The organism is Pseudomonas sp. WS 5011 (assembly GCF_012985775.1).
Taxonomy (GTDB): domain Bacteria; phylum Pseudomonadota; class Gammaproteobacteria; order Pseudomonadales; family Pseudomonadaceae; genus Aquipseudomonas; species Aquipseudomonas peli.
In genome coordinates, this window is the sequence record NZ_JAAQXA010000004.1 from 27,890 (window position 1) to 39,955 (window position 12,066).

The following is a 12,066-nucleotide window of genomic DNA, read 5'->3' on the forward strand; positions in this document are numbered from 1 at the left end:
CTAGTGTTGGACGCTCGGGAGGAATCTGACTAGCCAACTTTTGGGCTAATAGCAGGGCCTGTTACGGTGTTACTGAAGAAGCTGGAACCCCTCTGCAATAGGGCTATGCGCGGGTTTTGCGCGGGCAGATGAGCGGCTTGGCAAAGCAAATCCAGCCCTTGGTTAGGGGGATTATTGCCGTACTGCAGGGGGCTGCTATGCAAGCAGCAGTAATGCCGCCGCGCCGGCCAGCAGACCGACAGCCATCACCGGCAGGGTCATCAGCGCCAGCTTGCGGCCACCGATCAATGCGACCAGAAAGCCTTTGACCAGGCTGTTGCTTAGCGCAGCGAGAAAGATTCCCTGCACCGCTACCTGAGCATGCAATTCGCCCTTGGCGCTGCGCGCCAGTGACAGGGTGATGGCATCCACATCGGCTAGCCCCGAGAGTAGTGCCACCAGGTAGACGCCGACATCGCCAAGCCAGTGCTGCGCGCCTTCGACCATCAATAGAATCAGCGCCAGCAACGCGGCAAAACGCAGCGCCGGGCCCAGCTCGAAGGGGTTTTTCAGCGGCGGCTCAGCCTGTTCTTCGCTCTCCGTTCCGGCACGGCGGTAGTACAGCAGCGCGCCGCACGCGTAAACCAGAGTGGCAATGCCCAGCGGCCAGACCAGCTGTGGCAGCAGGCTGGCGTTGACCAGACCGACCTCCAGCAAAACCCGTGGAAACATCAGCGCCGAGGTGGCAAGCAGGCCGCAGGCCAGAATCGCCTGCAGATTACGTCCCGGGGCCAGACGCGCCAGGGTCACGGTCATCGCCGTGGACGACACCACGCCGCCGAGCATCGCGGTGATCAGCAGGCCATGACGCGTACCTACCAGGCGAATCGCCACATAGGCGGCAAAGCCGATACTGGCAATCAGCACCACCATCCACCAGATGGCGTAGGGGTTGAAGGCTTGCCAGGGGCCGTAGCCCTGATTGGGCAGCGCTGGCAGCAACACCAGGGAAATAAACAGTAGCTTCAGCGCGCCGGAAACCTCCGCCTCGCTGAGCCGTTGCAGGGCGCCGTGCAGGGATTGCTTGAGGCTCAGCAGCAGTGCCACCGCCACTGCGCCGGCCGCCGCTAATCCGGCATAACCGGCCATGGCCAGGCTGCCGAGCAGAAAAGTGATCAGCAGCGCTACTTCGCTGGTCAGGCCCAAGTCGCCCAGGCGTTGCAGTTCGCCAAAGTAGGAAGCCACTACCAGCAGGGCGAAACCGGTAAAGATCACCGCCCAGGCCACCATGCCGAAGTGTTCGCCTAGCAGCATGGCAAAGGCGCCGAGCAGGCTGCTCAGGGCGAAGGTACGAATCCCCGCGACCAGCTGGGTGTCCTCGGTATTACGCCCCTGCCAGCCACGCTCGGCACCAATCAGCAGGCCGGCGGCCAGGGCGCTGGCAAAGTTCAGCAAGGTGTCGAGGGCTTCCGGCATGAGCAGATCCTGGGCGGGCAATGCTGGCAGTCTAGCCAGTAGGCGTTGTGCTGTATTGCGGCAGGTCAGCCAGCGGCGTTATTGCTGCGCAAGATTGTTCAAGACGTCGCGATCTGGATGCGCCAGGCTATGCAGCAAAGGAGGGCGCATGAGCCGTTTGCAGCAGTTTCTCTATGGGTGTCGCGACAGCATTCCGATGATTGTCGGCATTCTGCCGTTTGGTCTGATCTATGGCGCGCTGGCCAGCCTGGCGGGGCTTAGCCTGGGGCAGGCGGTCGGAATGTCCCTGCTGGTGTATGCCGGCTCTGCGCAGTTTATTGCCATTAGCTTGCTTACCCTGGGCAGCGGCGCGGTGGTGATCTTGCTCACCACGCTGGTGGTCAATCTACGCCATGTGCTCTATAGCGCCGCATTGCAGCCTTATGTCGGCAAGCTGTCGCAGCGTTGGCGGGTGCCGCTGGCGTTTGGCCTGACTGATGAAACCTTCGCCGTGGTGCAGCGCCGTTATCTGGCGCGCGGCATGACCGAGCACGGCCAGTGGTATCACGCCGGCGTGGCGCTGGCGTTGTACCTGTCCTGGGTGTCCAGCTCGCTGGTGGGGGCGTTGTTTGGTCAAAGTGTGCCGAACCTGGCGGGCTGGGGTTTGGACTTTGCAATGTTGGCGACCTTTATCGGCATTGTGGTGCCAGCGCTGCGCAATCAACCGCAGATTGCTGCCGCTCTTGTAGCCGGCGCAGTGGCGCTGTTGTGCCACGCCTGGCCTTACAAGCTGGGGCTGATGGCCGCTGCGCTCAGTGGCATTGCGGTCGGTGTATGGCTTGAGCGTCGCAAACAGTCGGTGACTGCCGGGGAGGACGCGTGATGGATACCTGGCTGCTGATTCTCGGCATGGCGCTGATCACCTTTGCAATTCGCTACAGCCTGTTTGCCTTTCCCGATCTTCGTTTCCCGCCGCTGGTGCGGCAGGGGCTGCATTACGTGCCAACTGCCGTGCTGAGTGCCATTGTCCTGCCGGGCATGCTGATCCCCGATGGCCAGCAGTGGGCGTTCAGCCTGGATAATGCCTACCTGTTGGCCGGGCTGGCGACTATTGCCATCGCTGCGTTGACCCGGCATCTGCTGGCTACCATCGGCGGTGGTCTGCTGGTGTTTTTTATGGTGCGTTGGTTGTTGGGTCAGTTACCCCTGTAAGCAGGGTTATTTGCCGCCTGGATTTGTAGAAAATGCAGCAAAAGGCATGTTTCGCTGTGGCTTTGTCGGGGGCTCTTGCAGTCAAATGCCTAACACTGGCCACTCTAGACAGGTACACGGACGATGACCGAACACTCTCAATTTGCATTGCTGGGTAAAAAGCGCTTTTTGCCGTTTTTCCTGACCCAGTTGCTGGGGGCCTTCAACGACAATATCTTCAAGCAGTCACTGATTCTCGCCATTTTGTTCAAAATCAGCTCAAGCGCTGACAAGGATCTGTTGGTCAATCTCTGTGCCTTGCTGTTTATTCTGCCGTTCTTTCTGTTCTCGGCTCTGGGTGGGCAGTTTGGTGAGAAATTCGCCAAGGACTCGCTAATCCGCAAGATCAAGTTCGCCGAAATTATCATCATGTTGTTGGGTGCTGTTGGTGTGGTCATCGGCAACCTGCCGCTGATGCTTGCCGTGCTGTTTGCCATGGGCACGCAGTCGGCGCTGTTCGGCCCGGTTAAGTATTCGATCCTGCCGCAGCACCTTGAAGAGCAGGAGCTGGTGGGTGGCAACGCCTTAGTGGAGATGGGTACTTTCCTGGCCATCCTCGCCGGCACCATTGGCGCCGGCATCATCATGGCCAGCAGTGCTTATGCACATATCGTTGCAGTGGCTGTGGTGCTGGTGGCGATACTCGGCTATCTGGCCAGTCGCGGTATTCCTGCTGCCTCGGCGGCCATGCCGCAGCTCAAACTGGACTGGAACATCCTGCGCCAGTCCTGGGCGACGATGAAGCTTGGTCTGGGTCAGCGCCCGGCCGTGTCGCGTTCGATGGTCGGTAACTCGTGGTTCTGGTTTCTCGGCGCGGTGTACCTAACGCAGATTCCGGCCTATGCCAAAGAGTGGCTGTACGGCGATGAAAGCGTGGTCACGTTGATTCTTACCGTGTTCTCGGTCGGTATCGCGCTGGGCTCGATGCTCTGCGAGCGCATGAGCGGGCACAAGGTGGAAATTGGCCTGGTACCGTTCGGCTCCATCGGCCTGACCCTGTTCGGTATTCTGCTCTGGTGGTTTTCCGGCGGCTTCCCCGAAGCCGCAGTGGCGCATGACTGGCTGGCGGTGCTGAGTATTGGCCAGGCCTGGTGGATTCTCGGCTCGATCCTCGGCATCGGCCTGTTCGGCGGCTTCTATATCGTGCCGCTGTATGCGCTGATCCAGTCGCGCACGGTGGAGCATGAGCGGGCGCGGGTGATTGCCGCCAACAACATCCTCAATGCGCTGTTTATGGTGATCTCGGCGATTGTCTCGATCCTGTTTCTCAGCATCGCCGAGCTGTCGATTCCGCAGCTGTTCCTGACCATTTCGCTGATGAACATCGCGGTCAACAGCTACATCTTCAAGATCGTCCCCGAATTCACCATGCGTTTTATGATCTGGCTGCTCAGTCATTCGATGTACCGGGTTGAGCACAAGGGGCTGGAGGCGATTCCTGATGAGGGCGCGGCAGTGCTGGTGTGCAACCACGTGTCGTTTGTCGATGCGCTGCTGATCGGTGGCGCGGTGCGCCGGCCGGTGCGCTTTGTCATGTACTACAAAATCTACAACCTGCCGGTGCTCAACTTTATCTTCCGCACCGCCGGCACTGTGCCTATTGCTGGGCGCAACGAAGACCTGCTGATCTATGACGCTGCGTTCAAGAAAATCGCCGAATACCTGCGCAATGGTGAAGTGGTATGCATCTTCCCTGAGGGCAAGTTGACCACCGATGGCGAGTTGAATGAGTTCAAAAATGGCATCGAGCGCATCGTCGAAGCCAACCCGGTGCCGGTGATTCCCATGGCGTTGCAGGGCTTGTGGGGTAGCTTTTTCAGTCGTGATCCGCATAAGGGCTTGTTCAAGCGCCTGTGGTCGCGCATCACCCTGGTGGCCGGTATGCCGGTTGCGCCCGAGCTGGTCAAGCGCGAGTTGCTGCAGGCTCAGGTGGCTGAGTTGCGCGGTGAGCGGCGTTAAACCCCAGAGATGAAAAAACCCGCGAATTTGGCGGGCTTTTTTGTGCTGCTTAAGCGGCTTAGTGGCTGAGTTTTAGCCCGATCAGGCCGCAAACAATCAGCGCCACGCTGGCTATACGCAGCAGCGTCACGGCCTCGCCAAACAGCATGATGCCGGCAATCACTGTACCCACGGCACCGACACCGGTCCAGATGGCATAGGCGGTGCCCAGCGGCAATTCCTTCATGGCCAGGCCCAGCAGTGCAAGGCTGACGATGATCGCCGCAACAGTCAGGAGAGTGGGGAGAGGGCGGGTAAAGCCGTCGGTGTATTTCAGGCCAACAGCCCAGCCTACTTCGAACAGGCCGGCCAACAGCAGAATGAACCAGGACATACAAACCTCCAAAACAGATAGAGGGGCCGTCCCGTGGTGATCACTCGCAGAGTGGTGAGGTCGTCCTCACGCTGTGCAGTATTTTGTACATTGGCAGGGGTAGGGCAAGCCGCAGAGGACCAGTGGTCTTTTTCTCTGCGGCCGCGCAGTGGTTTAGATCCCCTGCGGAATCTCTTCGCCGCCCAGTGCTTCGAACAGCGCCGGGAGGAAGTCCACCAGGGTCAGCATCATCAGGGTGAAGCTGGCGTCCTGCTGGCCGAGGTCGTCGTCACCGCCGTCCTGTTCTGCCTGATCCTGCAGCAGGTCTTCAAAGCGCAGGCGCTTGACCACCAGCTTGTCGTCGAGCACAAAGGACAGCTTATCCTGCCAAGCCAGTGACAGTTGAGTGACCTGCTTGCCCGAGCTCATGTGCAGCTGAATTTCGTCGCTGGTCAGGTCCTGGCGCTTGCAGCGCACCACGCCGCCATCTTCATGGGTGTCGCGCAGTTCGCACTCATCCAGCACGTGGAAGTCTGGAGCGGCCTGCTGAACCTTGACCCAATCGGTGAGGGTGGCGCTTGGCGCGATCTTCACGGTCAGTGGACGTACTGGCAGCGAGCCGATGGCTTCGCGCAAGGTCGACAGCAGGTCTTCGGCGCGCTTGGCGCTGGCCGAGTCAACCAGGATCAGGCCCTGCTTGGGGGCGATAGCGGCGAAGGTGGCGGATTTACGGATAAAGGCGCGCGGCAGGAAGGTCTGCACGATCTCGTCCTTGAGCTGGTCGCGCTCCTTCTTGTAGACCTTGCGCATCTGCTCGGCTTCGATCTCGTCGACTTTGTCCTTCAGCGCATCGCGCACCACGCTGCCCGGCAGGATGCGTTCTTCCTTGCGTGCGGCGATCAGCAGGAAATCACCGCTGACGTGCACCAGCGGCGCATCGCCGCCTTTACCAAAGGGCGCGATAAAACCGTAGGTGCTGAGTTCCTGACTGGCGCAGGAGCGGGCCGGTTTAGCTAACAGCGCCGTTTCGAGCGCCTCGGCATCAAACGGGATGTCCTGGGTGAGGCGATAGACCAGCAGGTTACGAAACCACATAAGAGGGTGTATCTCCATTAACAGACCTACCGGCAGCGGCAGGTATCACAAGTCGTCAGTACCCTATACGGGTGCTGTTTCAGGTTGGCCGCAGCGCTATGACCCGTTGGGCAACCTGTGCGTTGCATTCGGGGCGCATTATTCCCCCGAGTGGTGCTTGAGGCCAAGTCTGCGCTAAGCCTTTGCTGCATCAATAAAAAATTTTCAAAACAGTGCTTGCCAAGGTGCGGATCGCTCTCTAGAATGCGCCCCACTTCGAGAGTGAAGGGTGATTAGCTCAGCTGGGAGAGCATCTGCCTTACAAGCAGAGGGTCGGCGGTTCGATCCCGTCATCACCCACCAACTCGCTTTTTGAAGTTACGCGCAGCGGTAGTTCAGTCGGTTAGAATACCGGCCTGTCACGCCGGGGGTCGCGGGTTCGAGTCCCGTCCGCTGCGCCATTTTTATCCTCGCTTCATCCCCTCTGTGACATATCGCAATACCTCGCAAAATCCTTTCTGAATAATCAGCTAAACATCTGAACTTATACGCATTTTCTGCCTCCTAACACGGTAGCCAGTGATCGCGGCAGCCTGCTAAGCTCGCGCTTTCACACCATTTGCCCTAGGGCGCACCGGACAAGGAACAAGCATGAAACAGCATCGTTTAGCAGCGGCGGTCGCCCTGGTAGGTTTGGTTCTCGCAGGTTGCGATTCGCAAACCAGTGAAATCACCCTGGAAACCCCAGCACAGAAAGCGTCCTACGGTATCGGCCTGAACATGGGCAAAAGCCTGGCTCAGGAAGGCATGGATGACCTGGATTCCAACGCCGTTGCTCAAGGCATCGAAGACGCCATTGGCAAGAAAGAACAGCGTCTAAAAGACGAAGAGCTGATCGAGGCCTTTGCCTTCCTGCAAAAACGTGCAGAAGAGCGCATGGTTACTCTGAATGAAGAGTCGGCCAAAGCCGGCAAGAAGTTCCTGGAAGACAACGCCAAGCGTGAAGGTGTGACCACCACCGCTTCCGGCCTGCAGTACGAAGTGGTGAAGAAGGCCGACGGCGCTCAGCCGAAAGCTACTGACGTGGTGACTGTTCACTACGAAGGCAAGCTGACCGATGGCAGCGTGTTCGACAGCTCGGTTGAGCGTGGCAGCCCGATTGATCTGCCGGTTAACGGCGTGATCCCGGGTTGGGTTGAAGGCCTGCAGCTGATGCACGTTGGCGAGAAGTACAAACTGTACATCCCAAGCGAGCTGGCATACGGCGAGCAGAGCCCGACTCCGGCCATTCCAGCCAACTCGGTGCTGGTGTTTGATCTGGAGCTGATTGCGATCAAAGACGCCGCCGCTCAAGAGTAATTTTCAGCGTTTCCTGACAACGCCCCGTCTCGACGGGGCGTTGTCGTTTCTGCAGGCTGCTTTCGGCACTTTTCGCTTGACTGGAGTGTCTCAGTGGGTGTGTGAAATGGGGGTGGTGTTACGGTTATGCACATTTCTAAAATTAGCCGTGACGGATTAGGGTAACTTTCTTATAGAAACCCTTTGCCATTTTTAACTTATTGATTTATATGATTTTTTACTGTGTGGGCAAAAAATGTTCGATCTATGGCGAGGCCGCATGGGCTGGGCGTTTGCCAGGGTTATCGAGAAACTGTTCACAAGGTTATCCACAGCTTTAGTGGATAACCATGGCCAGCCCAGCCCGTGCGCGGGTTGCCGGGAGAAAGCGATGAAAGCACCGAAGAATTTCGCGCGTTACCAGTTTTTAGCCAAGCGTTTCCTCAAGCTTGGACGGTTACCGGCCTTGCTATTATCCGTCGCCCGAAAGCGTGAAAAACTTGGCAGCGGCTTTACGGAATTGGCTGATCAGCTGAAATTGCTGCAGGCGCTTTGCCTGGCTTGGTGGCGCGGTGAGTATCGGGCCATCGACTCGCGTGCCTTAATGGCCGTAGTCGCGGCTTTGGTGTACTTCGTGACGCCGCTTGACGCTATGCCCGATTGGCTGTTTGGCATCGGCCTGGTTGATGATTTGGCAGTGCTGGCCTGGGTGTTGCGTACTTGGCAGGAAGAGTTGAACGCATTTCAGCAATGGCGGGCGAGTCAGGCGCCAGAAATGCTGCGGGTCGTTGAGCGGTTACCGGCGGTGGACGAGTCACAGGCACCGCTGCAAGGCCGCGTAGAGTAGGAGTAGAGGGGTGATGCTTTAGATGTCGTTGAGCATGTGCTTGATCAGACCTTGATCGCGCAGGCGCAGCAACGTGCTGTCCATGGCTTCGTCGCTCACGGGCAATTGCGGGCTATAGGTGCAGTACATCTCATAGCGCTCGATCACCCAAGGGTTTGTCTGCAGTGGTGTATCCGGGTGTTTGGCCATTTCGAAGCGCAGTGAGCGGCGCATGTCGATGATCGCGTCCAGCCGCTGCTTACGCAGCAGGTTAAGCCCTGCTCTGTGGTCGCGAAGATCCTGGCGGATGATCTGCTTACTGGCAAATGCTTGCATGAGCTCATGTTGTAGACGTAACCCAGCTGGGTTCCGACAGTTTTACCGTGGAGTTCTTGCAGGCCGGTGATTGGCGCGTGTTCACGGTGCAATAGCAGCACGTCCTCTTCGCTGTAGAGTGGGGCTGACCAGTGATAGCGCTCCGGTTTGTCTATCCATTGCGGGTTACTGTTGCAGATCACATGGATACGCCCGCGCTGCATAAATTCATCAATGCGTTTATTAGGCGTTTCAACAAATGCTGCGTCGAAGCCCAGCTGCTGACTGGCCAATTGGCCCAGCTGGTAGATGAAACCACCACGTAATTGCTGCTCGTGGACATCGACATAGGGCATGCCATCAGCCGTAGCGAAACCCCAGCGCAGCTCATCTGCGCAGGCCCAGCCACCGCAGCTAATCAACAGTATTGTTATCAGTGTGCGCAAACCAGCCCCCAGCTACCGCTTGATAACCTGGTGGCAGTATAGATCACGCTCTTTATCGTGCCGGGCTGTTAAGATGGCCGCCTGTTCTGGAGTTGCCGAGAGTGATGGAAGTGCTCTGCATGGAGATTTACAGATGAATGTGCAAGTGATCGAGCGCGATGGCCAGCCTGAATATGCAGTGCTGCCCTGGGCGCAGTATCAGGCTTTGCTGCAGGCTGCTGGACAGGTGCCTAAGGCAGCCGCTGTGGTAGCCGATAGCAACACGCCGACGTTGGATCAGCTGGCAGCCTTGCGTGAGGCCAAAGGTATGAGTGCTGAGCAGTTGGCGCGCAATGTCGGCATCAGCCCGCATTACCTGGGCATGATCGAGAGCGGCGAACGTCAGCCCGACGCGGCCATCCAGCGTGCGCTGGCCTGGCATCTTGGCGTTGCTGGTTGGGAGGCACAGTCTTGAGCGTAAGCATCAGTCGGCAACACTGGCAGGCGTTGCTCGGTGAGCTTGATGATGCCCAGCGTCAACGTCACCTGCTTACCTATCGCGCCCTGATCGAGCGCCTGGCCCTGCCTAGCCCTGCAATGCAGACGTTGGCCGCCGCGCTGGAGCATCTGGCGGCACTGGATGCGCGAGCCGAGCGCCCGTTGCGCAGTGCACTGGTGATCAGTCAGGGAGCCAGCCGCTTGCCGCGTACTGGCTTCTTCGAGTGTGTAAGCCGTCTGGGCCGCTTCAGTGGTGCATCCGATGGCATAGCTGCTGCCTCCTGGCATGCTGCTGAAGTGGCGCGTGTGTTCGAGTTCAGCTACCCGGAAGAGGCCTGATGTTCGGCGCACTGCGAGCCCGTATCGGCTATCTGATTGCGCGCCGCCTGTTCCACTGGAGCGGGTTGGTTAAGCAGCCGCAGGCCTGGCGTTGGATGGAAGGGCAGTTTGCGCGCATGGCTGCGTTGGGCGATACCCAGGCGCAAAGTTTCTATGGGCATATCCTGCTGTTTCGTGGCCAAGGCCTGGGGGCTCGAAACGAGGGTCGACGGTTACTCAGTTTGGCGGCCACGGCTGGCGATGCCAAGGCCGCTTACCAGCTAGGTGTGTTGAGTCTGTCGGGTGATACTCAGCAGGCAGCAGATGCCGCCAAGGCTGTTGAATGGTGGACGCTGGCTGCGCAGGCGGGGCACCCAGCTGCTGCCTATCGCTTGGCTGAGCTGTACCGCAGCGGTGCTGCGGGTGTCAACGCTGATGCGGTGCAAGCCGTGCATTTCGCGGTGTTATCCAATCGCCTGAGCGGCCTCTGATCTTGCCTCCAGGTACTGCCATCAGGCTGCCGAATCCGCCTGGGTGTCGATGATATGCAGGCTATAGCCCGGCACGGCCTTGGCATGACGCTTGGCCTCTGAGGCCATTGCCGCCAGCTGGCTCGCATCCAATTGCGCACACTGCTCGGGGTGGACGTGAACGACACCTAGAGACAAAGACAGCAGGGCATATTCCTGGCGTTTGCCACTGCGATCATGGGCGATAAAGCAGCCTGCATGCAGGTCTTCTTCACGGTAGAAGCGTCGGCACTGGCTCTGGAAATCCTCCAGTAGGCGATTGAGCCGCGCGCGCCAGTCCTGCGAGCCAAGTACCAAGAGAAAATCATCACCGCCAATGTGGCCAACAAAGTCCCGCGACGGATCAACTCGGTCATTCAGGCACTGCGCCAGGCTCAGCAACACCTCATCACCTTTGGCATAGCCGTAGATGTCATTGAACGGCTTGAAGTTGTCGATATCCACATAGCACACCACCACTTCACGACACTGTTGCAGCAGACGAGTCAGGCACTGCTGGATCGGCACATTGCCTGGTAGCAAGGTCAGCGGATTGGCATAACGGGCCTGCTGGATTTTCAGCTCGGTGATCAGCTTGAGAACATCGATCACCCGGCCGAGCCCGATATAGCCGCCGTCCTCAATGATGATGAAATCTTCTTCGATACGTTGGCGGGCGCGGCTGGTGAGCAGGCGGCTGACTTGTTGTAACGACTGGCTGCATTCCACCGCCAGGTAGTCATCACTCATCAAGCGGCTGATCGGTTTACGGGCGAACAACTCGTTGGCGAAGGGTTTGAGCAAGGCTTCGGCCAGCGAGTGACGGTGAACGATACCGACGGGTTGCTGCGCGGGGTTGAGCACTGCCAGCGAGTTCAGGTTGGCCTGGGCGCGAAACAGTTCCAGCACCTCGCTGGTCGGTGTGCTCAGGGCCACGGCTTGTTGTGTGTTGAGTAGGCCACGCAGGTCGCTGGACTCTTCGCTGAGTGGGCTGCTGGTGGTGGTGCTAGGCAATAGATTGAGGGCATCACGCGGGGGCTGCTCCTGCGGGCGGCAGAGCAGATAACCTTGCAGCAGGTCGACGCCCATTTCGGCGAGTACGGCCAGCTCCTCGGGCAGTTCGATGCCTTCAGCGATGACCTGGGCACGGGAGGCTTTGGCCATTTTCAGGATCGAGCCGACGAACTCGCGTTTGACCGCATCCTGATGAATGCCGTCGATAAAGTGGCGATCAATCTTTACGTAGTCCGGGCGCAGCTCCGACCACAAACGCAGGCTGGAATAACCGGCGCCAAGGTCATCCAGGGCGATGGAAAAGCCCATGGCGCGGTAGTGGTGCAGTGCGGTGTCGAGCAGGGCGAAATCGTCAGTGGGCGATTGCTCGGTCAGTTCGATCACCACTTGGCTCGGTGGAATGCCCAGGGTTTGCAACAGTTGTAAAGTGCGCCCCGGTTGGTGTTTGGGTTCCATCAGCGAGTCGGGCGAGACGTTGAGGAACAGTTTGCCGTCAAGCTTGAGCTGGCTGAACCGCTGGCAGGCATTCTTGCGGCACAGCAACTCCAGTTCACTCAGGCGTCCCGCGCTGCGCGCCACAGCGAACAGGTTGATCGGTGAGTGCAGGGCGCTGTTGGACGGGCCGCGGCTGAGGGCTTCGTAGCCCAGAATGCGTCGTTCGGAGAGCGAAAAAATCGGTTGAAACAAGCTGTGCAGGTCGCCATTGGCGAGGATGGAGTCCAACGCGCTGAACTGCTCGGTGACGATCATGGC

The 12,066-nt window shown here is 58.8% G+C and carries 13 protein-coding genes and 2 tRNA genes; 10 read left to right on the forward strand and 5 right to left on the reverse strand.

Going from position 1 to position 12,066, the window contains the following annotated elements; all coding sequences use genetic code 11:
* Positions 1–195: 195 nt before the first annotated feature.
* Positions 196–1,455, reverse strand: a complete 1,260-nt coding sequence (locus tag HBN63_RS05660) for an MgtC/SapB family protein (protein ID WP_170048718.1) — start codon at positions 1,453–1,455, stop codon at positions 196–198.
* Positions 1,456–1,603: 148 nt separating this feature from the next.
* On the opposite strand from HBN63_RS05660, the gene HBN63_RS05665 reads away from it, so the two are divergent.
* The 3 genes from HBN63_RS05665 to HBN63_RS05675 all read left to right on the forward strand — a co-directional run bounded on the left by HBN63_RS05665 (position 1,604) and on the right by HBN63_RS05675 (position 4,644).
* Positions 1,604–2,317 carry an AzlC family ABC transporter permease gene (locus HBN63_RS05665; protein WP_170048719.1) on the forward strand — a complete coding sequence of 238 codons (714 nt, stop codon included), beginning with the start codon at positions 1,604–1,606 and terminating at the stop codon, positions 2,315–2,317.
* Entirely contained in the window at positions 2,317–2,646 is a 330-nt protein-coding gene (locus tag HBN63_RS05670) for an AzlD domain-containing protein (protein ID WP_160087466.1), read from the forward strand. Before HBN63_RS05665 ends, HBN63_RS05670 begins: the two co-directional genes overlap by 1 nt.
* A gap of 123 nt (positions 2,647–2,769) precedes the next feature.
* The gene (locus HBN63_RS05675; RefSeq protein WP_170048720.1) at positions 2,770–4,644 is read left to right on the forward strand and encodes an MFS transporter; all 1,875 of its coding nucleotides are present in this window, start codon (positions 2,770–2,772) and stop codon (positions 4,642–4,644) included.
* Between the two features lie 58 nt (positions 4,645–4,702).
* On the opposite strand, the gene sugE is transcribed toward HBN63_RS05675, so the two are convergent.
* Positions 4,703–5,017 (reverse strand): quaternary ammonium compound efflux SMR transporter SugE, encoded by a 315-nt coding sequence (gene sugE, locus HBN63_RS05680; protein WP_090387039.1) that lies wholly within the window; start codon positions 5,015–5,017, stop codon positions 4,703–4,705.
* A gap of 153 nt (positions 5,018–5,170) precedes the next feature.
* A complete protein-coding gene (rdgC, locus tag HBN63_RS05685; protein WP_160087462.1) occupies positions 5,171–6,091 on the reverse strand; it encodes a recombination-associated protein RdgC in 921 nt (306 codons plus the stop codon).
* A 266-nt stretch (positions 6,092–6,357) separates the two neighbouring features.
* Here rdgC and HBN63_RS05690 point away from each other — a divergent pair.
* From HBN63_RS05690 to HBN63_RS05705, 4 genes are all read left to right on the forward strand, one after another.
* Positions 6,358–6,433: transfer RNA gene (locus HBN63_RS05690), tRNA-Val, on the forward strand.
* 21 nt (positions 6,434–6,454) lie between these two features.
* Positions 6,455–6,531 (forward strand) — tRNA-Asp (locus HBN63_RS05695).
* Between the two features lie 190 nt (positions 6,532–6,721).
* Positions 6,722–7,429 (forward strand): FKBP-type peptidyl-prolyl cis-trans isomerase, encoded by a 708-nt coding sequence (locus HBN63_RS05700; RefSeq protein WP_090252963.1) that lies wholly within the window; start codon positions 6,722–6,724, stop codon positions 7,427–7,429.
* 370 nt (positions 7,430–7,799) lie between these two features.
* On the forward strand, positions 7,800–8,255 hold the full coding sequence (locus HBN63_RS05705) for a DUF1232 domain-containing protein (RefSeq protein ID WP_170048891.1): 456 nt from the start codon (positions 7,800–7,802) through the stop codon (positions 8,253–8,255).
* Between the two features lie 18 nt (positions 8,256–8,273).
* Here HBN63_RS05705 and HBN63_RS21845 read toward each other — a convergent pair whose 3' ends face one another.
* Positions 8,274–8,570 (reverse strand): hypothetical protein, encoded by a 297-nt coding sequence (locus HBN63_RS21845; RefSeq protein WP_262498892.1) that lies wholly within the window; start codon positions 8,568–8,570, stop codon positions 8,274–8,276.
* Between the two features lie 558 nt (positions 8,571–9,128).
* On the opposite strand from HBN63_RS21845, the gene HBN63_RS05715 reads away from it, so the two are divergent.
* The 3 genes from HBN63_RS05715 to HBN63_RS05725 are packed head-to-tail and all read left to right on the forward strand — an operon-like array spanning position 9,129 to position 10,281.
* Entirely contained in the window at positions 9,129–9,449 is a 321-nt protein-coding gene (locus HBN63_RS05715) for a helix-turn-helix transcriptional regulator (protein ID WP_170048722.1), read from the forward strand.
* On the forward strand, positions 9,446–9,811 hold the full coding sequence (locus HBN63_RS05720; RefSeq protein ID WP_170048723.1) for a hypothetical protein: 366 nt from the start codon (positions 9,446–9,448) through the stop codon (positions 9,809–9,811). The genes HBN63_RS05715 and HBN63_RS05720 overlap by 4 nt, the downstream gene beginning before the upstream one ends.
* On the forward strand, positions 9,811–10,281 hold the full coding sequence (locus HBN63_RS05725) for an SEL1-like repeat protein (protein WP_170048724.1): 471 nt from the start codon (positions 9,811–9,813) through the stop codon (positions 10,279–10,281). Before HBN63_RS05720 ends, HBN63_RS05725 begins: the two co-directional genes overlap by 1 nt.
* Positions 10,282–10,302: 21 nt before the next feature.
* Here the strand turns inward: HBN63_RS05725 and HBN63_RS05730 are convergent, their stop codons facing one another.
* Positions 10,303–12,063 carry a bifunctional diguanylate cyclase/phosphodiesterase gene (locus HBN63_RS05730; RefSeq protein WP_170048725.1) on the reverse strand — a complete coding sequence of 587 codons (1,761 nt, stop codon included), beginning with the start codon at positions 12,061–12,063 and terminating at the stop codon, positions 10,303–10,305.
* Positions 12,064–12,066: the final 3 nt, after the last annotated feature.